Below are 20,852 nucleotides of genomic sequence, written 5' to 3'. Positions count from 1 at the left end.
CGTGCTGAGGAGGCGCCATGATCTATCCCGATCTCGAACTGGAGATCCCCCAAGAACTCGGGCAGGTCCACTTCGTCGGTATCGGCGGCTCGGGAATGAGCGGTATCGCCCGCATGATGCATCAGGCCGGCGTTCGCGTCACCGGATCCGACCGGAGCGCGAACTATTCGACCGACGCGCTCGTCGAACTCGGCATCCCCGTCTTCATCGGGCACGACGCTGCGAACGTCGGCGACGCCGACACGCTGGTCGTGACGGGGGCGCTCTGGACGGATAACCCGGAGTACCAGCGAGCGCTCGCCCGGGGCCTCCCGGTGCTCCACCGATCGCAGGCGCTGGCCTGGCTCTCGCGCGGTTCGCGGGTCGTCTCCGTCGCGGGGGCGCACGGCAAGACGACGTCGACGGGCATGGTGGTGACCGGGCTCCTGGGGCTCGGGGCCGACCCCTCCTTCGTGAACGGGGGCGTCATCGAGTCGCTCGGGGTGAGCTCGGGCACCGGTGCCGACGACCTCTTCGTGATCGAGGCGGATGAATCCGACAAGTCGTTCCTGCTCTACGACACGGCCGTAGCGCTCGTCACGAACGTGGACCCCGAGCACCTCGACTTCTACGGTTCGCGAGAGGCCTTCATGCAGGCCTTCGTCGATTTCATGCGGGGCGCGCGCGAGCAGATCGTGATCTCCGTGGACGACGCGGGAGCGCTCGAGGTGCTCGCCGCCCTGCGACAGCAGGGCGAACACGCTCCCGTGCGCACGTTCGGAGAGACGTCCGGGGCCGATGTCCGCATCGTCGAGATCGATGATTCGGGCCCGGTGCGCTTCGCGGTGGAGATCGACGGACGGCGGTACTCCGCGCAGCTGGCCGTGTACGGCAAGCACAACGCCGTCAATGCGGTGGGCGCCCTCGCGGTGCTCACCGGTCTCGGCTTCGAGCCCGAGGCAGCGCTCGAAGCGATCGCCGCGTTCGGGGGCACGAAGCGCCGCTTCGAGTTCCACGCCGAGGTGAACGGCGTGCGGGTGTACGACGATTACGCGCACCATCCGACCGAGGTGGCCGCGCTGCTCGACTCCGCGCGCGCCGTGGTCGGGGAGGGGCGGCTCATCGCGATCCACCAGCCCCATCTCTACAGTCGTACGCGGCTCTTCCATCAGGAGTTCGCCGAGGTGCTCGAGCGCGGTGCTGATCACACCGTCGTGCTCGCCGTCGATGGTGCGCGGGAGGACCCGGTACCGGATGTGACGGGAGCGCTCGTCTCGGACGACTTCGCAGACCCGGATCGCGTGGCGTACGTGCCCGAGTGGCAGGATGCCGCGGAGTATCTCGCGAGCATCGCCCGCCCGGGGGACGTCATGGTGACGATGAGCTGCGGCACGGTGTACCGCATCATCCCGCAGGTGGTCGGGGCGCTGCGCGAGCGGTTCGAGCTCGAGGCGCAGTGAAGCGCCCCGGCGGTTTCGATCGGACTCCGGACCGGCCGAGCCCGGAGACCGAGCCGCCGCGCTCCAGCGCGCAGCGGGACGTCTCCGAAGCCGCACCGACGCAGATCTCGCGGATGAGCCGGGTGCCGGTGCGCGAACCCGCGCCGGACGCGGAGCCGGCCGCGCCGGTCGCCGACCCGACGCCCGATGCCGCTCGCTTCTCCGATGAGCACCCGACCGTCGACCTCGGGTCGATCGATGAACGGCCTCGGCCGGGAATCGAGCGATTCCGGGGGAGAGCGCAGGACCCCGTGCGCGAGGCGGAGCGGCGATTGGCGGCCGCCGCCCGCGAGCGCAAGCGGCAGGCCCGGCGCGAGCGGCGTCGGTTCTCGGCGGAGGCGCGCGGGCGACGGCGGCGGTGGATCATCGTGCTCGCCGCGGTCGGCGCGCTCGTGCTGTTCGTCGCGGCGGTCGTGTTCACCCCCCTCATGGCGGTTCGAGAAGTCGAGGTGTCGGGTGTCGAGAGCGTGAACGCGGGCGACGTGAAGCGGGCGCTCGAGCGGTTCGAGGGCCGCCCGCTCGCGTTGATCGACGACGCCGAGGTGCACCGCGCCCTGGAGCCGTTTCCGGTGATTCAGCGCTACGCCGTGGAGCGCGTTCCCCCGCACACGCTCGTGGTGCGGATCGAGGAACGTGTGCCGGTGATCTCGGTCGCCGGTGCAGAAGGCGTCGAACTGTACGACGCCGCCGGCGTGCTGCTCGGCGCAGCGGACACCGCTCCGGCGGGCGTCCCCCTCGGGTCGGGGGCGCTGACGGACCTCAGCTCCGCCGCGTTCCGCTCGGCGTCGCGTGCGCTCCGCGACATGCCCTCCGATCTGCGCGGGCAGATCATCGCCGCGAGTGCGACGAGTGCGCAGGACGTCCAGTTCACACTCGCGAGCGGCATCACCGTGGTCTGGGGCGACGCCGACGACAGCCGCCGGAAGGCGGTGGTGCTGCAGGCAATGCTCTCCTCTCTCGCCGACCAGTCCGTGGAGCGCATCGACGTCTCGGCGACCGAAGCGCCCGTATTCGAGTAGGCGAGCGGCCTTCTTTCGCCGAGCGCGCGGCGTGTCAGGCGTGGCCCGGTGCCTTCGGCCCATACGGTGGTGCGCAGGAAATGTATACGGCGATACTAACTCTTAACCTTAAGTAGAGGTTGAAGGTTAGGGGCGGAGGAAGCACGTGTCAGCGAACCAGAACTACCTTGCGGTGATCAAGGTCGTCGGCGTCGGCGGCGGCGGAGTGAACGCGGTCAATCGAATGATCGAGCTCGGGCTGCGCGGCGTCGAGTTCATCGCCGTCAACACCGATGCGCAGGCCCTGCTCCTCAGCGACGCCGACGTGAAGCTCGACGTCGGTCGTGAGCTCACCAGGGGCCTCGGCGCCGGAGCCGACCCCGAGGTCGGGCGACGCGCCGCAGAAGACCACGCGGAGGAGATCGAGGAGGCGCTCGCGGGTGCGGACATGGTGTTCGTCACGGCGGGCGAGGGCGGCGGCACCGGCACCGGAGCCGCGCCTGTCGTGGCGCGCATCGCCAAGTCCATCGGCGCGCTGACGATCGGCGTGGTCACGCGCCCCTTCAGCTTCGAGGGCAAGCGACGCGCAGCGCAGGCCGATTCGGGTGTGCACACGCTCCGCGAGGCGGTCGACACGCTGATCGTGGTTCCCAACGACCGCCTGCTCGACATCAGCGAGCCCGGCATCAGCATGATCGAGGCGTTCGCGGCGGCCGATCAGGTGCTGCTCGCCGGCGTATCCGGCATCACCGATCTCATCACCACCCCGGGCCTGATCAACCTCGATTTCGCAGACGTGAAGTCGGTCATGCAGGGGGCGGGGGCCGCGCTCATGGGCATCGGATCGGCTCGGGGCGCGGATCGCGCCATCAAAGCCGCCGAGCTCGCCGTCGCCTCTCCGCTGCTCGAGGCGTCCGTCGAGGGGGCGCATGGCGTGCTGCTGTCGATCCAGGGCTCCTCGAACCTCGCCTTGAGCGAGATCTACGAGGCCTCGACGCTGGTGCAGGACGTCGTGCACCCCGAGGCGAACATCATCTTCGGCACGGTGATCGACGACACACTCGGCGACGAGGTGCGCGTCACGGTGATCGCCGCCGGCTTCGACGATGAGACACCCGCCCCGGCGCCGAACCCGGAGCGCGGTCGGCGCGGCAGCCACGTGGAGAGTCTCGACGAGGTCGCAGCTCCCGCGGCGGTCGGCGGCTCGGCAGCCGGCGCCGCGTACACCGGCCTCGCGTCGGCGGGCGACTCGGGGTCGAAGAATCCGCCGACCGGGCAGTTCGGCGAGGTGCTCTCGAACCCGCCCGTCGAGGCGCAGATCTCCGACCCGGCCTTCGACGGCGATGACGACGACGATCTCGACATTCCCGAGTTCCTGAGGTAACTCGCATGAGCGAAGTCAGCGACGCGGCGTTCCCCGGACTGAGCAATCGACTGCTGCGCGTGCGTTCCGGAATCGAGGAGGCGTGCCGTGGCGCGGGGCGCAGCCCCGAGGAGGTCGAGCTGATCGTCGTCACCAAGTTCCATCCCCCGGAGCTGATCTCGGCGCTCGCGGCCCTCGGGGTGCGGGACGTGGGCGAGAACCGGCATCAGGAGGCGCAGGCGAAGGCCGAAGCGCTCGCGGACCTCGATCTGCGGTGGCACTTCGTCGGACAGCTCCAGACGAAGAAGGCCCGGCAGGCCGCGCGCTACGCGCACGCGATCCATTCGGTCGACCGCGAGCGCCTGGTCGACGCGATCGCCGACGACGACCGGACGATCGACGTCTTCCTGCAGGTCAACCTCACGGACGATCCGGCGCGCGGGGGAGTCGCTCCCACGGAGCTCGAGCGGCTCGCCGAGCACACCCTCGGCGCCGCCGCGCTCCGCCTGAGGGGAGTCATGGCCGTAGCGCCGCTGGAGGAGCCGGCCGCCTCCGCCTTCGAACGCCTCGCCGGATACTCGGAACGCGTTCGAGCCATCGCGCCGCACGCCGACGCTATCTCAGCGGGCATGACGCACGATTTCCCGGAAGCCATCGCAGCGGGCGCGACACACCTCCGGATCGGCAGCGCAATCACGGGGAAACGCCCGGAGCCCCGGTAGTCTCGAACCACCGCACCGTTGGGAGAAAACATGAGCAACCCGCTGAAGAAGACCATGGTGTTCCTGGGCCTCGCCGAGGAAGACCTCGACGCCCAGAATGCCGAGTCGGCGAAGCCGGCGGCCCCGCGCGCTGCGCAGACCGCGCCGGCACCGAAGCCGGAAGCAGCACGACCGCCCGCCCAGCGCGCTGCCGTCACGCCGCTCCGCCGTGTCACCCCCACGCAGCAGCCGTCGTCGCAGCCGATGAACGAGATCCTCACCGTGCACCCGACCGCGTACGCGGACGCGCAGACGATCGCCGAGAGCTTCCGCGACGGCATCCCCGTGATCGTCAACGTCTCTCGGATGACCGACGGCGATGCGAAGCGACTGATCGATTTCGCGAGCGGCCTGACGATGGGACTCAGCGGTCGCATCGAACGCGTGACGAGCAAGGTGTTCCTCCTGTCGCCCGAGCACATCGAGACCGGCAGCGACCTCTCGCAGAAGAACGACAGCGGATCGTTCTTCGTAGCTCCGTCGGCCTGAGCGTGGAGATCGTCGCAGCGATCGCTTTCATTCTTCGGCTGGCTCTCCGGATCTTAACGTTCGTGCTGTGGGCGAGATTCGTGCTCGACTGGGTCACCGTGCTCAATCGGCAGTTTCGGCCGAGGGGGGTCTGGGCTGTTCTCGTAGAACTCGTGTACACGATCACGGATCCGCCGATCCGCATGTTCCGGAAGATCTTCCCGCCGATTCGGATCGGTCGCGTGGCTCTCGATCTCGGGTGGCTGCTGACGATGATCTCGTGCTTGATACTGATCGCGATCCTCTCCGCCTGGTAACCGTGACCGGCGCATCTGCGCGAACCCGACTTTATTTGCTAGCGTTGTTCTAGACCACGGCAGTGGTCCCGAAGCGAAAGAGACGTAACGATGGCCTTGACTCCCGAAGATGTCGTGAACCAGAAGTTCACGATCACCAAGTTCCGCGACGGATACGATCTCGATCAAGTCGATGATTTCCTGGACACGATCGTCGAGGAGCTCCGTCAGCACGAGCAGGAGAAGGCCGAGCTGCGCGCCCAGATCGACGAGCTGACCGAGAAGCTCGCTGCAGCCGAGTCGGGTTCCGGTTCCGCCGACCCCAGCGCGCAGGAGAACGCCGAGTCCGAGGGTGCTGCATCGGAGCAGACGATCGTGGTCGAGGCACCGGCACCGGCACCGCAGCAGACGGCGCCCGCGCAGAGCCAGGCGGTCGCCGAGAGCGGCGCAGTGCCGCAGCCCGACGCTGTGAAGTCGAGCGCGATGCTGCAGCTCGCCCTCGAGCTGCACGACAAGCACGTCCACGAGGGCGAGGCGACACGCGACAAGCTGATCTCCGAGGCGGAGGCCAAGCGCGACCAGATGATCCAGGACGCGGAGCGCACTGCGAAGCAGCTCGTCGATGAGGCGCAGAAGCAGCGGTCCGAGGAGCTCCGCCAGCTCGGCGAAGAGCGCAGCGACCTCCAGTTCAAGATCAAGGACCTGCGTCAGTTCGAGAGCGAGTACCGCTCGACGCTGCGGTCGTACATTCAGTCTCAGCTGCGCGGTCTCGACGGTTCGCCCGAGCCCGCCGGCGCGCCCGACGGTCTGCAGTAACCGGGAGCGTGAGCGACGCTTCTCAGTCGAGCGCGGAAGCCCCACCGAGATCGCGACGCCGAGCACTGGTGCCGCTGCTCCTAATCGGAGTGGCGGCGGCAGTGTTCGCGTCCGATCAGCTCGTCAAGAATTGGGTGGTCGATCACCTGGTCGAAGGACACACCGTGCCCGTCTGGGGGGAGTTCCTCCGCTGGCACTTCGTACGCAACCCGGGCGCAGCATTCTCGTTCGCGACGGGTTCGACCTGGATCTTCACGATTCTCGCGGCCGCGGTCGTCATCGTCATCCTGTGGCAGATCAGGCGGCTGGGGTCGGTTCCGTGGGGGCTCTTCCTGGGCCTGCTGCTCGGAGGCGTGCTGGGCAATCTCACGGATCGGCTGACGCGGGAGCCGGGTTTTCCCCAGGGGCACGTCATCGACTTCATCTCGACGCCCTGGATGTGGCTGGGGTTCTCCGAGGCGATTTACAACATCGCCGACATCGCCATCGTGTCCGGCATGATCCTGTTCGTGGTGATCTCGCTCCTGGGTCTGCACATCGATGGTCGCCCCCGGGAACGCTCCCGCGCAGAACCGGCCGGAGAGCACGATGGAACGGCGTAGCCTGCCCGTCCCCGACGGCCTCGTCGGGGATCGCGTCGATGCTGCACTCGCCAAGCTGCTCGGGTTCTCGAGGAGTTTCGCGGCTGAGATCGCTGCCGACGGCGGCGTGCATCTCGATGGGCGTGAACTCGGCAAGTCCGATCGTCTGACGGCGGGCGGTTGGTTGGAAGTGGCCTGGCAGGAGAAGCGCGGTCCCGAAGTCGTTCCGGTCGTGCTTCCCGAGCTCGGCATCATTCATGATGATGACGACATTCTCGTCATCGACAAGCCCGCCGGCGTTGCGGCGCACCCGTCGCTCGGGTGGCAGGGGCCCACGGTGCTCGGCGCGCTCGCGGGTGCGGGGTACCGCATCGCGACCTCCGGACCGGCCGAACGGCAGGGGATCGTGCATCGCCTCGACGCGGGCACGAGCGGGCTCATGGTCGTCGCGAAGAGCGAACACGCCTACAGCGAGCTCAAGCGCGCGTTCAAGGATCGCGAGGTCGACAAGATCTATCACGCCGTGGTGCAGGGGCATCCCGATCCGTTCGCCGGGACGATCGAGGGAGCGATCGGCCGGCATCCCGGGCACGAATGGAAGTTCGCGGTGACGCGTGACGGAAAGCCGTCGGTGACGCATTACGAGACGCTCGAGGCCTTCCCGTACGCATCACTGCTCGAGATACGACTCGAAACCGGTCGCACGCATCAGATCCGTGTGCACATGTCGGCGCAGCGCCACCCGTGCGTCGGCGACAGCATGTACGGCGCGGACCCGACGCTCTCCGAACGACTGCAGCTCTCCCGGCAGTGGCTGCACGCGAAGCGTCTCGGCTTCAGGCACCCGGGCACCGGTGAACCGGTGCAGTTCGAGAGCGGATACCCGGCTGATCTGCAGCACGCCCTCGACGTGCTCGACGCCTGACCCGCACAGGGTCACTGCTTCGCGCGCACCTGCATGCTGAAGTTGCCGCGGTTCGTGGCGTAGACGCGAACGCCGCTGACGCGCCGGTCGCGTGCCGACTGAGCCGTGAGCCGTGAACGGTCCCCGCTCGTCCTCCGATCGGCGAACAGCACGGTCCAGGCGTCGACCCGCTCGCCGCGATAGCGTCGCAGCAACTCGTGCGGCAGTACGAACCGGTACCTGGGTGCCGGCGCGTCGCGCGGAGCGTCGCCAGTGGCAGGGGCCGGGGGAGCGAGCCGCCCGGGAACGGCCGCCGCCCGTCCCCGCTTGCGCCCGGAGAGGAGCAGGGTCGCCCGCGGACGATCGCGGAGGAGGAGATCGGCGGCCAGGCGGCTGGCCCCGCGCACGGCGCGCCGCGTGATGACGGGCCGCAGCAGGCGGTAGACGCGGTCGGCGAGACGCACCCGCAGCCCGGCCCCGGCCTTCCGAGACGGCGCGTCTTCGTGCGCGGCGTGTACGGTGACCGTCAATTCGATGCCGCCCGGAACGGCGCGCGTTCCGGTGACCACTCCGGTGTGCTCGAGCAGTTCCGCCGCGCGGATCAGCGCGTCGAGCCCTGCGACGTCGCCCGCCCGGATCAGTTCGACCTTGCGTCGATCTGTGGGATGCGCGATGCGGGCGTCGGTCCCGGAGGGGAGGAGGTCGTGGAGGAAGTCGCGATGCAGCGCGACCCATCGGGCGCGCTGTGCATCGTCCATGGAGAGCCAGCGCTTCGGCGCGTAGAAGCGCAGGCCCTTGCGGCCGAAGAACTGGCGCACGAGGGCGAGGCGGTCATCAGGATCGGCGACTCCCTCGAGCAGCGTCTCCGCGATGCGCCGGCACGACGAGACGTAGTTGTCCGGGTCGATGCGCTGCCCGGAGATGTTGCGTCCGTCGTCGCGCAGTGCGATGAAGTAGAGCGGACCTGCGCCGCAGAACATGATGCGCCGGGCCTCGATGTAGGCGCGGGTGACGAAGATACCGTCTTCGAGACGCACTCGGCCCTCGGGGAATCGCAGACCGATTCGCTCGAGCATGGCGCGCCGGAAGAGCTTCTGGGGCGAGAGGGTCTCCATCGCCCGGGCGAGTTCGATCGGTCCTTCCGGATGCCGCTCGAAGAGAGCCTGCACCTGCCGCCCGCCGGTGCCCTCGAAGCGCGGAATGACGATGTCGGCGTCGTGCTCCTCGGCCTGCGCGACCATGAGACGCAGCGCCTCCGGCGCAATCGTGTCGTCGGCATCCATGAACAGGACGTACGTGCCCTGCGCGCGTTCGAGTCCGCGATTGCGGGGCATCCCCGGCCAGCCGCTGTTGGGCTGGTGCACGACGGTGACGCGGGGGTCGGCGGCCGCGAACCGGTCGAGCTCGGCTCCGGAGCCGTCCGTCGATCCGTCATCGATCGCGATGACCTCGAACGACTGCAGATCCTGCGCCAGGATCGAATCGAGCGTGCCGGTCAGGTACGGCATCGAGTTGTATACGGGAATCACGACGCTCACGATGGGCGCGGTCTCGGTCACGGTCTCTCCTCGAAGTCGGGCGCGCTCGTCACGACGGGGCCGGCCATCGGTCGAGCAGCATCTCTCGCTCACACTACCCCCGCCCACGCTGAGCATACTGCCGCCGAAGCCCGGGGAGACGCGTCGTCGCGCTGCCGCCTCCCGGGGTCATGGCTCAGTCGACTTGGATAAGGTGGACGGGCATGAGGCAGGAAACGGAGAGTCAAGCGAGTTCGGCGCACTCGATCTCCGGCAGGATCGAGTACTTCGATGTGCTGCGGTGCGTCGCGATCGTCGCCGTGGTGATGATCCACGCGGGCATCACGGAGTGGCACGCGATCACCGTCGATTCTCCGCGCTGGGATGCGCTGACGTGGGTGAACAGCGCGCTGCGATTCTCAGTGCCGATCTTCTTCATGATCTCGGGCGCGCTGTTCCTCGATCCGGCGAAGCCGATCTCCTGGCGCGCCCTGTTCACGCGACGGATACCACGTCTCCTGATCGCGTACGCGGTGTGGTCGCTCGCATACGCCTCACTCGCCGTCTACGGCCCGGCCGGCGGGGGAGACCTCGAGGAGTTCGTCACGGCCGCCGTGACCGGGCACTTCCATCTGTGGTTCCTGCTCGCGCTCATCGGCCTGAATCTCGGGACCCCGATTCTTCGGAGGATCGTCGAGGACCGGCGCGTCGCCTGGTACTTCATCGCGCTCGCCGTGCCCTTCACGGGTGTGCTTCCGCTCCTCACGGGGCTCCCGGTGGCGGGCGAGCTGTTGAGCGACGTCCTCGGCGCGATGCGGTTCGATCTCGTACTCGGATACGCCGGGTACTTCGTCCTCGGGCATCTGCTGCACACGGCCGCAGTGCGCCGCGGGGCTCTGATCGGGTGGGGCGCCGCGGCGCTGCTCGGCATCGCGGTCACCTTCCTCGGGACGACCATGGAGTCGGGCGGGGCCGGCGAGACGGATGAACGCTTCTTCGATTTCACCGCGTTGAACGTCGCGGTGGTCGCCGTCGCCGTGTTCATCGCAGCGAAGGCCTGGGGCGACGCGCATCGCCTCTCCGCAGGGTGGGCCCGCATCATCGGGATCGTCGCCGGAGCTTCGTTCGGCATCTACCTCGTGCACCCCTTCTTCCTGTTGGTGCTGCGACAGTTCGGGGTGACGACGGAGACCGCTCCACCGCTCGCCGGGGTCGCGCTGGTCACGGCGCTCGCGTTCGTGCTCAGCCTCGGCGCGTCGCTCCTGCTGCGCGCGATTCCGCGCCTCCGCGGGGTACTCGCCTGAACGCGATCGCGCCGCTCGGGGAGTACGCTTGATGAGCGGCGAAAGGGGCTTCATCCGTGTCTGAATCCGACGGTTTCGTTCATCTGCACGTGCACAGCGAGTACTCGATGCTCGACGGCGCGGCGCGCGTCGGTCCGCTCATGGAGGCTGCGGCCGCTCAGAACATGCCGGCGATCGCGGTGACCGACCACGGCAACACGTTCGGCGCGTTCGACTTCTGGAGGCAGGCGAAGGATCACGGCCTCAATCCCATCATCGGGATCGAGGCCTACCTCACTCCCGGGACGCACCGCTCGGACAAGTCGCGCGTGCGGTGGGGCGACGGCGGCGGCGACGACGTGTCGGGGGCCGGCGCATACACGCACATGACGATGCTGTCGGAGACGACGCAGGGCATGCACAATCTGTTCCGTCTCTCGAGCTACTCATCGCTCGAGGGGTACTACTTCAAGCCGCGCATGGATCGCGAGCTGCTGCAGACCTATGGTGCGGGCATCATCGCGACGACCGGCTGCCCGTCCAGCGAGATCCAGACGCGCCTGCGCCTCGGGCAGTACCAGGAGGCGCGGCAGGCCGCGGCCGAGTTCCAGGACATCTTCGGCAAGGAGAACTTCTTCTGCGAGCTGATGGACCACGGGCTCGAGATCGAGCGACGCGTGCAGACCGACCTCATCAAGATCGCGCGTGATCTGTCGATCCCGCTCGTCGCCACGAACGATCTGCACTACGTGCACGAGAGCGATGCGGAGGCGCACTCGGCGCTGCTCTGCGTGCAATCGGGATCGCGTCTCGACGACCCCAACCGCTTCCAGTTCAGCGGTTCCGGGTACTACCTGAAGACGGCTGCGGAGATGCGCCACATCTTCCGCGACTTCCCCGAGGCGTGCGACAACACGCTGCTCATCGCGGAGCGGTGCGACGTCGAGTTCAACACCTCGGCGAACTACATGCCGCGATTCCCGGTTCCGCAGGGGGAGACCGAGGACAGCTGGTTCGTGAAAGAGGTCGAGGCGGGGCTCCACTACCGGTACCCCTCGGGGATTCCTGATGCCGTGCGCAAGCAGGCCGAGTACGAGATCGGCGTCATCACGCAGATGGGGTTTCCCGGGTACTTCCTCGTCGTCGCCGACTTCATCAACTGGTCGAAGAACAACGGAATCCGTGTGGGCCCGGGTCGAGGCTCGGGCGCCGGATCGATGGTCGCCTACGCGATGCGCATCACGGACCTCGACCCGCTGCAGCACGGCCTGATCTTCGAACGGTTCCTCAACCCCGATCGCGTGTCGATGCCCGACTTCGACGTCGATTTCGATGATCGCCGCCGCGGCGAGGTCATCAAGTACGTGACGGAGAAGTACGGCGACGAGCGCGTCGCCCAGATCGTCACGTACGGCACCATCAAGTCGAAGCAGGCGCTGAAAGACGCGTCGCGCGTGCTGGGGTTCCCCTTCGGCATGGGCGAGAAGCTCACGAAGGCCATGCCGCCGGCGGTCATGGCGAAGGACATCCCGCTCTCGGGCATCACGGATGAGAAGCATCCTCGGTACAAGGAGGCCGCCGAGTTCCGCACGGTGCTCCAGGAGGACCCCGAGGCGAAGACGGTCTACGAGACGGCGCTCGGCCTCGAGGGCTTGAAACGCCAGTGGGGCGTGCATGCTGCGGGGGTCATCATGTCGAGCGATCCGCTCATCGACATCATCCCCCTGCAGAAGCGCGAGCAGGACGGCCAGATCGTCACGCAGTTCGACTACCCGACCTGCGAGGGCCTCGGCCTCATCAAGATGGACTTCCTGGGGCTTCGCAACCTCACGATCATCTCGGACGCGCTGGAGAACGTGCGCTTGAACCGTGGCGAGGAGCTCGACCTGGAGCGTCTCGAGCTCGACGACGCGGCCTCCTACGAGCTCCTGGCGCGCGGAGACACGCTCGGGGTCTTCCAGTTGGACGGCGGCCCGATGCGCGGGTTGCTGCGACTCATGAAACCCGACAACTTCGAGGACATCTCGGCGGTGCTGGCGCTGTACCGACCCGGGCCGATGGGCGCCGACTCGCACACGAATTACGCGCTGCGCAAGAACGGGCTGCAGGCGATCACTCCCATTCACCCCGAGCTCGAGGAACCGCTGCAGGACATCCTCTCGACGACGTACGGTCTCATCATCTACCAGGAGCAGGTGATGTCGATCGCCCAGCGCGTCGCAGGGTTCTCGCTCGGCCAAGCCGACATCCTGCGCCGCGCGATGGGCAAGAAGAAGAAGTCGGAGCTCGACAAGCAGTACGCGGGTTTCTCCGGCGGCATGAAGGAGCGCGGATTCTCCGACGCTGCGATCAAGGCGCTCTGGGACATACTGCTTCCGTTCTCGGATTACGCGTTCAACAAGGCGCACTCGGCCGCGTACGGCGTGGTGAGCTATTGGACGGCGTACCTGAAGGCCCACTATCCGGCCGAGTACATGGCCGCGCTGCTCACGAGCGTCGGCGACTCGAAGGACAAGCTCGCGATCTACCTGAACGAGTGCCGACGCATGGGCATCAAGGTGCTCCCGCCCGCCGTGAACGAGTCGTTCGCGAACTTCTCCGCAGTGGGGTCCGACATCAGGTTCGGCCTCGGGGCGATCCGCAATGTCGGCACGCACGTCGTCGACGCGGTGCGCGAGGCGCGCGACGCGAAGGGACGATTCGAGTCGTTCCACGACTACTTGAAGAAGGTCTCGCTCTCGGCACTGAACAAGCGCACGACGGAGTCCCTCATCAAGGCGGGCGCGTTCGACGGCCTGGGCGGAACCCGGCGCGCGCTCGTCGAGATCCACGAACCCGCGATCGAGAGCGCCGTGAAGGAGAAGCGCGATGCCGAGAACGGCAACGTGGGGTTCGACTTCGACAGTCTCTTCGCCGAGGCGGCCGAGGCGCAGGGCGAATCATCGGAGACGGTGTCCCAGGTCCCCGATCGGCCGGAGTGGACGAAGAAGGACAAGCTCTCGTTCGAGCGCGAGATGCTCGGTCTCTACGTCTCCGACCACCCCCTCCGCGGACTCGACGCCGCTCTGGCCAAAGAGGCCAGCGCCACAGTGCAGCAGATCACGAACCCGGATGCGAGCGCGAGCTTCGACGGCGAGATCGTCACGGTCGCAGGCCTGCTGACGAGCGTGCAGCACCGCACCGCCAAGTCGGGCAATCTCTACGGGATGGTCACGATCGAGGATTTCACCGGCGAGGTGCAGGCGCTGTTCATGGGGAAGTCCTATCAGGAGTTCGGCAGCATGCTGCAGCCGGACAGCGTGGTCGCTCTGCGCGGCAAGCTCAACGCGCGCGATGACGGCATGTCGATGCACGCGTACGGCGTAAAGCCCATCGACGTCTCCGCCCAGGAGGACGCATCGACGCTCACCATCTCGTTCGCCGACGCGCGGGCCACGGAGAAGCTGATGGAGGAGCTGAAGGACACGCTGTCGCGCCACCGCGGCGACAGCGAGGTGAGGATCAACCTCCTCACCTCCACCTCGATCCGGGTGTTCGAGCTCGCGCAGCAGGTCCGCATCACCGCGGACCTCTTCGGCGAGTTGAAAGGACTGCTCGGGCCGCGGTGCCTGCTCCCGGTCGAGGATCTCGTGTAACGTCGCTGCAACGACGGCGGAGTAGGGTGGGCGTATGAGTGAGACGCAGCAGCAGATCATCCGTGCCCTTGATGTCAGTGCCGATATCGTCCCCGAACACGAACTCGAGCGCCGCATCGCCTTCCTCGTCGACTACGCGCGTTCGGTCCCGGGTGCGCGCGGCTATGTTCTCGGCATCTCAGGCGGGCAGGACTCGTCGCTCGCCGGCCGACTGGCTCAGATCGCCGTCGAGCGGCTGCGTGCGGAGGGGCGGGAGGCGACGTTCGTCGCGGTTCGCCTCCCGCACGGCGTGCAGCACGATGAGGACGACGCTCAGCTCGCGCTGTCCTTCATCGAGCCCGACGAATCGGTCACCGTCGACATCGAGCCGGCGACCACGGCAATGGCGGATGCCGTAGCCGCATCCGGGTCTCCGATCACGGATTTCAACCGCGGCAACGTTAAGGCGCGCATGCGCATGATCGCGCAGTACGCGATCGCGGGCGACCGCGGCCTCCTCGTCATCGGAACCGATCATGCGGCGGAGGCCGTCACCGGCTTCTTCACGAAGCACGGAGACGGGGCCGCAGATGTGGTTCCGCTCGGTGGTCTCACGAAGAGTCAGGGCGCCGCTCTGCTGCGCGAGCTCGGTGCGCCCGATCGGCTGTGGCAGAAGGTTCCCACGGCCGACCTGCTCGATGACGAGCCGGGTCAGTCGGACGAATCCAGCCTCGGCGTGACGTACCGCGAGATCGATGACTATCTCACCGGGAACACGGTGGCACCCGAATCCGTTGAGAACCTCGAGCGCCGATACCGCGCGACGGAGCACAAGCGCCGTCCTCCCGTCGCTCCCGGCGACGAGTGGTGGGTATCGGCAGAGGGGGAGTGATGACTACGACATATGTACTCGCAGGCGGATGCTTCTGGTGCCTCGACGCGGCGTACCGCGCGCTGAACGGGGTGACGGAGGTCGTCTCCTGCTACACGGGGGGCGACACGGCGCAGCCGAGCTACGAGCAGGTCTGCACGGGACGTACCGGCCACGCCGAGGCCGTCGCCGTGACGTTCGATCCGGAGACGATTCCGAGCGACGTGATCCTCGACGCGTTCTTCACGATGCACGACCCCACTCAGCTGAATCGTCAGGGCAATGACGTGGGAACGCAGTACCGCTCGGCGATGTTCCCGGCCGATGACGCCCAACGCGAGGCGTTCGAGGCTGCTCGGAGGCGCGCTGCCGAACTCTGGCCCGGGGAGATCGTGACGACGATCGAACCGCTGGGCGAGGTGTTCCCCGCTGAGGAGTATCATCAGGATTTCTTCGCGAAGAACCCGACGCAGGGCTACTGCCTCGCAGTGGCGGTGCCGAAGGTGAACAAGGTGCGCGCCTCGTTCTCGCAGTACTTGCGATAAGTCCGCTATCGAGGGCGACCGCCTGCGCAGCGAAGCCGGTGAAGCAGGCGTTCACTGGAGATCGCGGTCGATCTCGGGAGCCCCGGCATCGGATTCGGTGTCGGGGCTCTGCTGCGTCTCCGCGGCGGCAGCAGCGCCGGCCCACCCGTGGGGCAGCGCATCATCCGCCGGTTCCCCGAAAGTCTCCTGGCTCCCCACGGCTTCAGGCGCGGAGGCTGTCCGCTTGGTGAACGAGCTCACGCCCCAGCGCAGGTCGTGCCCGAGGGCATCGGCTTCGATCTCCACCGCCGTGCCCGACTTCTCTTCGGTCTCCCACTTGCGCACGCGCAGCCGGCCGTGCACGATCACGCGTTCACCTTTCGCGAACGAGGCGCCGGCATGCGCAGCCAGGCTGCGGAAGGCGTTGATCGTGACCCAGTTGGTCTCGCCGTCGATCCACTGCTTTTGCTCGGGGTTGAACTTCCGCTCCGTGCTCGCGAGACGGAAGGTGCAGAATGTCGCCTTGCCCGGGGACGTGATCGTGCGCGGGTCGGTCGCGATCGTGCCGACAACGGTGAGAATGATGGACATGGTGCGCTCCTTCGTCGTGCCCCTGCGGGCGCTGTACTGGGTGACCGGGCGGATCGTGCCGTGCGGAGTCCGATCCGCCCGTTCGTCTCCAGCATGCGTCGCCCGACGGCTCGGGCGCCGCGGCCGCGGGTGATCTGTGGAACGAGGCGGCAGCAGACGCCTCAGCCCGTGGTGTGAGCGGGGATCCTTCGCCGTCACATGCGCCCCGAGCTCGCCGTCTGCGGTGCCTCGGGGACCGCCAGGGTTCTTCCCGCCGACATTGCGTACACTGGGCGAGTGCCTGCTGCCCTGACCCCTCGTCGTCGTTCCGCCGCTCTCGCATCCATCGCCCTCGGCCTCAGCGCTGCGCTGCTCACCGGCTGTGCGCTGCTCGAAGGTCCGAGCCCCGAGGTTCCCGAGCGCACCGAGACGGCGGCGCCCGAAACCGCTCCGGAGTTCATTCCGGATGGGAGCGCGGAAGACAACCTGCCGTACTTCACCGAGGTGCTGCGCTCGTTCAGTGCGGGATCGGAGCCCGTGCAGGGTGCGCCGATCGTGCAGGCCGTCGCGGAAGCCGGGTTCGACAAGACGGCGATGCAGGTGAGCTTCGATCAGAGCAAGACGAGTCTTCCCGCCGACAACATCTTCGTATCGGTGCGCATCGGATCCGACTGCCTGATCGGCCAGGTGGTGGCGGAGGATCGCAGCTTCGTCGCGAAGAACATGCCCGCGGTCGGCCCCGCAGGAGACATCTGCCTGATCGGTGAAACGGCGCCGATCGGCTGAGACGCCGCCTGGGCGGTAGAGTGGTGGCGATCCGCAACCCATCATTCCAATAAGGGAGTTCGGGGCGCCTGTGCGCCCGAGTGTGTATATGGCTGAGTACATTTACCAAATGGTTCGCGCGCGCAAGGCGCACGGCGACAAGGTGATCCTCGACGATGTGACCATGGCGTTCCTTCCGGGCGCGAAGATCGGCGTGGTCGGTCCGAACGGTGCTGGCAAGTCGACGATTCTGAAGATCATGGCCGGCCTCGACACGCCGTCGAACGGCGAAGCGCACCTGACCCCCGGGTACTCCGTGGGCATTCTCATGCAGGAGCCCGAGCTCGACGAGGATGCGACGGTGCTCGCCAACGTGCAGCAGGGCGTCTCCGAGATCAAGGGCAAGCTCGATCGCTTCAACGAGATCTCGCTCGAGATGGCAGACCCCGACGCCGATTACGACAAGCTCCTGCCCGAGATGGGCGAGCTGCAGGAGGCCATCGACGCCGTCGACGGCTGGGACCTCGACAACCAGCTCGAGCAGGCGATGGACGCCCTGCGCTGCCCGCCTGCCGACGCGATCGTCTCGCATCTCTCCGGCGGCGAGAAGCGTCGCGTGGCGCTCTGCAAACTGCTGCTCGAGAAGCCGGACCTGTTGCTGCTCGACGAGCCCACGAACCACCTCGATGCCGAGAGCGTGCTCTGGCTGGAGCAGCACCTCGCGAAGTACCCGGGCGCGGTGATGGCCGTGACTCACGACCGGTACTTCCTCGATCATGTCGCGACCTGGATCTGCGAGGTCGACCGGGGCCGCCTCTACCCCTACGAGGGCAATTACTCGACGTATCTCGAGCAGAAGGCCGCCCGTCTCGAGGTGCAGGGCAAGAAGGATCAGAAACTGCAGAAGCGCCTCAAAGAGGAGCTCGAGTGGGTGCGCACCAACGCGAAGGGGCGTCAGGCGAAGTCGAAGGCGCGTCTCGCGCGGTACGAAGAGATGGCGACGGAAGCCGAGCGCACGCGCAAGCTGGATTTCGAGGAGATCCAGATCCCCGCGGGTCCGCGCCTCGGCAATGTGGTGCTCGAAGCGAAGGATCTCAACAAGGGCTTCGACGGGCGCACCCTGATCGACGGGCTCTCCTTCTCGCTGCCGCGCAACGGCATCGTCGGCATCATCGGGCCGAACGGCGTGGGCAAGACCACGCTGTTCAAGACGATCGTCGGCATCGAACCGCTCGACGGCGGCGAGCTCAAGATCGGCGAAACGGTTCAGCTGAGCTACGTGGACCAGTCGCGCGGGGGCATCGACCCGAAGAAGACCGTGTGGGAGGTCGTCTCCGACGGTCTCGACTACATGAAGGTCGGCAACGTCGAGATCCCGTCGCGAGCGTATGTGTCGACCTTCGGGTTCAAGGGGCCGGATCAGCAGAAGCCGGCCGGTGTACTCTCGGGCGGCGAGCGCAACCGTCTGAACCTCGCGCTGACGCTGAAGCAGGGCGGCAACCTGCTGCTGCTCGACGAGCCGACCAACGACCTCGATGTCGAGACGCTCACCAGCCTCGAGAACGCGCTGCTCGAGTTCCCCGGATGCGCCGTCGTGATCACGCACGACCGCTGGTTCCTGGACCGCATCGCGACCCACATCCTGGCGTACGAGGGCACGGAGGAGGAGCCCGCGAACTGGTACTGGTACGAGGGGAACTTCGAGGCCTACGAGGCCAATAAGATCGATCGCCTCGGCGCGGAGGCGGCGAAGCCCTCTCGCGTCACGTACCGCAAGCTCACTCGCGACTGAGTTCGTCGGGGCGCGGCCCGCCTTCAGGAGGGCCGTACCCCGGCATCGGCGATCGAGACAGGGTTACGCACGAGAGGACTGGCGATGGCACGCGCCCACATCGACATGGAGCTGCGCTGGGGCGACCAGGACGCATACGGTCACGTGAACAACGTCGCGTTCGCCCGCTTCCTCGAGGAGGCGCGGGTGCGCACCTTCTGGCTCGGATCGGGCCGCGAACGCACCGGCATGGAGCGGCACTTCCGCAGCGACGATCCCAGCGGGCCGAAGATGCTCGTCGCCAGTCAGCAGATCGAGTACCTGCGCGTGCTCGAGTACTCGGATCGGCCGATCACGGTGGAACTGTGGATCGGACGGCTCGGCGGGTCGAGCCTCGAGGTGCACTACGAGGTCGTCGACGGCGCCGCAGCGGATCGCACGGTCGTGGCCCGCGCCGTCTCGCACATCGTGATCGTCGACGGATCGTCGATGCGCCCGATCCGGCTCTCCGAATCCGGACGGGCGTCCGTTGCGGGATGGACCGACGAGCCCCTGGTACTGCGCCGCGGCTGATCGATCGCCCGCCCGTCAGCGCTGGCTGGGCAGCCGCATCATGCTCTCCTGCGCCACCGACGCGACGTGCGCGCCGTCGCGATCGTAGAAGCGGCCGTGGGCGAGGCCCCTGCCTCCCTGTGCGGTGGGGGAGTCCAGCTCGTAGAGCAGCCACTCGTCGACTCGGAAGGGGCGGTGGAACCACATCGCGTGATCGAGGCTCGCCGCCCGCATGCCGGGTGTCGCCCAGGGGAGACCGTGCTGCCGCGCCACGGGCTCGAGCAGCAGGTAATCGCTGCCGAATGCGAGTGCCGCTGCGTTGAGCAGCGGGGATGCGTCGAACGCCTCCCGGCTCCGCATCCAGACGCGCTGCTTCGAGGTGCGCTCCTCGACCTGCAGGATGATGTCGGATTCGACGTAGCGAAAGTCGAACGGGCGGTCGAGCACCCAGGAGGCGCGGCCGTTGCCCGAGAGGTGACCGTACTTCTCCCAGACCGTCGGCAGCGACTCGGGGTCGGGAAGATCGCTGAGATCGACCGGCTCCTGATGCTCCAGGCCCGGGTCCTCCGTCTGGAACGAGGCGATCATCGACATCCTGGCCTCGCCGTGCTGGTACGCCTGGACGCGCCGCGTCGAGAAGGACCGGCCGTCGTGCAGTCGATCCACCTCGAAGGTCATGCGCGCATCGGCGTCTCCCGGGCGCAGGAAGTACCCGTGCATCGAATGGATCTCGCGGTCGTCGGGAACCGTCCGACCGGCTGCGGCGATCGCCTGACCGAGCACCTGTCCGCCGAACGATCGCCCGTGCGGCGTGGGGAGCGGGGGGCCGGTGAGAATGTCCTCGCGGGTGCGCGCGCCGGAATCGAGCACGGTGAGCATTTCCAGCAAACTCTGCGACGCGGTCATTGATCCTCCGATGTCGGCGCGCGGAACACGATGAAACCAGTCTATGCGCGCCCCGCGTCGGCGCCGTGATCCGCTGCCGCCCGCGTTCCGCCTGCTCGCCGCGCAGTAGACTCGGGGCTCATGCCCGCGCTGATTGAGCTCTCCGACGCCGCCACACGAGACGACCTCCGCATATTTCTGGAGCGCCTGCTGCGGGCGGGGCAGCCCGACGTGCGCATGACGTCGCGAGGGAGTGCGCTCGCGGTGTACGGGTGCGTGCAGGCTCCTCGGGGCATCACGGATACCGTGCCCGTCGTGCTCGTGATGCGGGCGTTCGAACTCGCCGAGGCGCCCCCTGCGCCCGTGGACGCGACGGTCGCCGCCCGTGCGCTGCTCGACCGCATCGCTCGTATGGGGATCGCGGGCCGAGCTCTCGACGTACCGGATTCGAGCCCGATGGCTGCCTGGGCCGGGGTACTGCCCCCGACCTCGGGGTGGGATCGGGCGGGAACGCTGGACGGGGCGTCGCTGGGGGCCGTGGCCGCGGAGGGGATCGAGCGGGTCGCCGCCCTGCTTCCCGCCGACCCCGGCGAAGCGGTCGTGCACCGGGTGCGCGCATCGGTCTGGGGCCTGGAGATGGCGCCGGGGATTCCGGCTGCCGCCGCCTTCGCCGCCGAGGCGATGGGCTTCCTGAAGGACGCGCCCGCCGTCGAGGTCGCCCGCTCCCTCACCTGGATCCGCCTGAGCGCGCCCAGCGGGCACGTGCTCGTGCGGTCTCTCCTCGGATAGCGGGTTCCCGCCGCACGTTGTCGGCCCGGTGGCCGGGGCCGCCCAG

General features: G+C 67.7%; 20 protein-coding genes. 17 read left to right on the top strand and 3 right to left on the bottom strand.

Features of this window, described 5'->3' with window-relative positions; translation table 11 throughout:
- Positions 1-17 precede the first annotated feature (17 nt).
- From murC to PQI23_RS06400, 9 genes are all read left to right on the top strand, one after another.
- Complete coding sequence (murC, locus tag PQI23_RS06440; RefSeq protein WP_339972679.1) at positions 18-1,439, top strand: UDP-N-acetylmuramate--L-alanine ligase; 1,422 nt, start codon at positions 18-20, stop codon at positions 1,437-1,439.
- On the top strand, positions 1,436-2,497 hold the full coding sequence (locus tag PQI23_RS06435) for an FtsQ-type POTRA domain-containing protein (RefSeq protein ID WP_339972677.1): 1,062 nt from the start codon (positions 1,436-1,438) through the stop codon (positions 2,495-2,497). The genes murC and PQI23_RS06435 overlap by 4 nt, the downstream gene beginning before the upstream one ends.
- Positions 2,498-2,642: 145 nt before the next feature.
- Positions 2,643-3,860 carry a cell division protein FtsZ gene (gene ftsZ / locus PQI23_RS06430; protein ID WP_339972675.1) on the top strand — a complete coding sequence of 406 codons (1,218 nt, stop codon included), beginning with the start codon at positions 2,643-2,645 and terminating at the stop codon, positions 3,858-3,860.
- 5 nt (positions 3,861-3,865) lie between these two features.
- Positions 3,866-4,561: a YggS family pyridoxal phosphate-dependent enzyme gene (locus PQI23_RS06425; protein ID WP_339972673.1), complete on the top strand. Its 696-nt coding sequence runs from the start codon at positions 3,866-3,868 to the stop codon at positions 4,559-4,561.
- 30 nt (positions 4,562-4,591) lie between these two features.
- Positions 4,592-5,089 (top strand): cell division protein SepF, encoded by a 498-nt coding sequence (locus PQI23_RS06420; protein WP_339972671.1) that lies wholly within the window; start codon positions 4,592-4,594, stop codon positions 5,087-5,089.
- 2 nt (positions 5,090-5,091) lie between these two features.
- Positions 5,092-5,385, top strand: coding sequence for a YggT family protein (locus PQI23_RS06415; protein ID WP_339972669.1), 294 nt, complete (start codon positions 5,092-5,094; stop codon positions 5,383-5,385).
- A 90-nt stretch (positions 5,386-5,475) separates the two neighbouring features.
- On the top strand, positions 5,476-6,180 hold the full coding sequence (locus PQI23_RS06410) for a DivIVA domain-containing protein (RefSeq protein WP_339972667.1): 705 nt from the start codon (positions 5,476-5,478) through the stop codon (positions 6,178-6,180).
- An 8-nt stretch (positions 6,181-6,188) separates the two neighbouring features.
- Complete coding sequence (gene lspA, locus PQI23_RS06405; RefSeq protein WP_339972665.1) at positions 6,189-6,782, top strand: signal peptidase II; 594 nt, start codon at positions 6,189-6,191, stop codon at positions 6,780-6,782.
- Positions 6,769-7,686, top strand: coding sequence for an RluA family pseudouridine synthase (locus PQI23_RS06400; protein ID WP_339972663.1), 918 nt, complete (start codon positions 6,769-6,771; stop codon positions 7,684-7,686). Before lspA ends, PQI23_RS06400 begins: the two co-directional genes overlap by 14 nt.
- A gap of 11 nt (positions 7,687-7,697) precedes the next feature.
- On the opposite strand, the gene PQI23_RS06395 is transcribed toward PQI23_RS06400, so the two are convergent.
- A complete protein-coding gene (locus PQI23_RS06395) occupies positions 7,698-9,224 on the bottom strand; it encodes a glycosyltransferase family 2 protein (protein ID WP_339972661.1) in 1,527 nt (508 codons plus the stop codon).
- Between the two features lie 182 nt (positions 9,225-9,406).
- On the opposite strand from PQI23_RS06395, the gene PQI23_RS06390 reads away from it, so the two are divergent.
- The 4 genes from PQI23_RS06390 to msrA all read left to right on the top strand — a co-directional run bounded on the left by PQI23_RS06390 (position 9,407) and on the right by msrA (position 15,495).
- The gene (locus PQI23_RS06390) at positions 9,407-10,486 is read left to right on the top strand and encodes an acyltransferase (RefSeq protein WP_339972659.1); all 1,080 of its coding nucleotides are present in this window, start codon (positions 9,407-9,409) and stop codon (positions 10,484-10,486) included.
- A gap of 107 nt (positions 10,487-10,593) precedes the next feature.
- Positions 10,594-14,100, top strand: a complete 3,507-nt coding sequence (gene dnaE, locus PQI23_RS06385; RefSeq protein WP_445238411.1) for a DNA polymerase III subunit alpha — start codon at positions 10,594-10,596, stop codon at positions 14,098-14,100.
- Between the two features lie 34 nt (positions 14,101-14,134).
- Positions 14,135-14,971, top strand: a complete 837-nt coding sequence (gene nadE / locus PQI23_RS06380; RefSeq protein WP_339972655.1) for an ammonia-dependent NAD(+) synthetase — start codon at positions 14,135-14,137, stop codon at positions 14,969-14,971.
- On the top strand, positions 14,971-15,495 hold the full coding sequence (msrA, locus tag PQI23_RS06375; RefSeq protein WP_339972653.1) for a peptide-methionine (S)-S-oxide reductase MsrA: 525 nt from the start codon (positions 14,971-14,973) through the stop codon (positions 15,493-15,495). Before nadE ends, msrA begins: the two co-directional genes overlap by 1 nt.
- A gap of 51 nt (positions 15,496-15,546) precedes the next feature.
- On the opposite strand, the gene ssb is transcribed toward msrA, so the two are convergent.
- The gene (gene ssb / locus PQI23_RS06370; protein WP_339972651.1) at positions 15,547-16,065 is read right to left on the bottom strand and encodes a single-stranded DNA-binding protein; all 519 of its coding nucleotides are present in this window, start codon (positions 16,063-16,065) and stop codon (positions 15,547-15,549) included.
- A gap of 276 nt (positions 16,066-16,341) precedes the next feature.
- Here ssb and PQI23_RS06365 point away from each other — a divergent pair, with 276 nt between their 5' ends.
- From PQI23_RS06365 to PQI23_RS06355, 3 genes are all read left to right on the top strand, one after another.
- Entirely contained in the window at positions 16,342-16,830 is a 489-nt protein-coding gene (locus tag PQI23_RS06365; protein ID WP_339972649.1) for a DUF6993 domain-containing protein, read from the top strand.
- Between the two features lie 88 nt (positions 16,831-16,918).
- A complete protein-coding gene (gene ettA / locus PQI23_RS06360) occupies positions 16,919-18,601 on the top strand; it encodes an energy-dependent translational throttle protein EttA (protein ID WP_339972647.1) in 1,683 nt (560 codons plus the stop codon).
- Between the two features lie 84 nt (positions 18,602-18,685).
- Positions 18,686-19,153, top strand: coding sequence for an acyl-CoA thioesterase (locus PQI23_RS06355; protein ID WP_339972645.1), 468 nt, complete (start codon positions 18,686-18,688; stop codon positions 19,151-19,153).
- 15 nt (positions 19,154-19,168) lie between these two features.
- Here PQI23_RS06355 and PQI23_RS06350 read toward each other — a convergent pair whose 3' ends face one another.
- The gene (locus tag PQI23_RS06350) at positions 19,169-20,038 is read right to left on the bottom strand and encodes an acyl-CoA thioesterase (protein WP_339972643.1); all 870 of its coding nucleotides are present in this window, start codon (positions 20,036-20,038) and stop codon (positions 19,169-19,171) included.
- 120 nt (positions 20,039-20,158) lie between these two features.
- Between PQI23_RS06350 and PQI23_RS06345 the strand changes: the two genes are divergently transcribed.
- Positions 20,159-20,806, top strand: a complete 648-nt coding sequence (locus tag PQI23_RS06345; protein ID WP_339972641.1) for a hypothetical protein — start codon at positions 20,159-20,161, stop codon at positions 20,804-20,806.
- The last annotated feature ends 46 nt before the right edge of the window (positions 20,807-20,852 follow it).

The organism is Leucobacter sp. USCH14, from assembly GCF_037619215.1.
In the GTDB taxonomy this organism is placed as follows: domain Bacteria; phylum Actinomycetota; class Actinomycetes; order Actinomycetales; family Microbacteriaceae; genus Leucobacter.
The sequence above is the reverse complement of the archived record's forward strand: the minus strand, read 5'-3'. Positions and strand labels throughout refer to the sequence as shown.

Bases quoted from the DNA above. Each gene is read 5' to 3' on its own strand.
- murC (WP_339972679.1), top strand. From the start codon at position 18: ATGATCTATCCCGATCTCGAACTGGAGATCCCCCAAGAACTCGGGCAG.
- PQI23_RS06425 (WP_339972673.1), top strand. From the start codon at position 3,866: ATGAGCGAAGTCAGCGACGCGGCGTTCCCCGGACTGAGCAATCGACTG.
- PQI23_RS06420 (WP_339972671.1), top strand. From the start codon at position 4,592: ATGAGCAACCCGCTGAAGAAGACCATGGTGTTCCTGGGCCTCGCCGAG.
- PQI23_RS06410 (WP_339972667.1), top strand. From the start codon at position 5,476: ATGGCCTTGACTCCCGAAGATGTCGTGAACCAGAAGTTCACGATCACC.
- PQI23_RS06400 (WP_339972663.1), top strand. From the start codon at position 6,769: ATGGAACGGCGTAGCCTGCCCGTCCCCGACGGCCTCGTCGGGGATCGC.
- PQI23_RS06390 (WP_339972659.1), top strand. From the start codon at position 9,407: ATGAGGCAGGAAACGGAGAGTCAAGCGAGTTCGGCGCACTCGATCTCC.
- dnaE (WP_445238411.1), top strand. From the start codon at position 10,594: ATGCTCGACGGCGCGGCGCGCGTCGGTCCGCTCATGGAGGCTGCGGCC.
- nadE (WP_339972655.1), top strand. From the start codon at position 14,135: ATGAGTGAGACGCAGCAGCAGATCATCCGTGCCCTTGATGTCAGTGCC.
- msrA (WP_339972653.1), top strand. From the start codon at position 14,971: ATGACTACGACATATGTACTCGCAGGCGGATGCTTCTGGTGCCTCGAC.
- ssb (WP_339972651.1), bottom strand. From the start codon at position 16,065: ATGTCCATCATTCTCACCGTTGTCGGCACGATCGCGACCGACCCGCGC.
- ettA (WP_339972647.1), top strand. From the start codon at position 16,919: ATGGCTGAGTACATTTACCAAATGGTTCGCGCGCGCAAGGCGCACGGC.
- PQI23_RS06355 (WP_339972645.1), top strand. From the start codon at position 18,686: ATGGCACGCGCCCACATCGACATGGAGCTGCGCTGGGGCGACCAGGAC.
- PQI23_RS06350 (WP_339972643.1), bottom strand. From the start codon at position 20,038: ATGACCGCGTCGCAGAGTTTGCTGGAAATGCTCACCGTGCTCGATTCC.
- PQI23_RS06345 (WP_339972641.1), top strand. From the start codon at position 20,159: ATGCCCGCGCTGATTGAGCTCTCCGACGCCGCCACACGAGACGACCTC.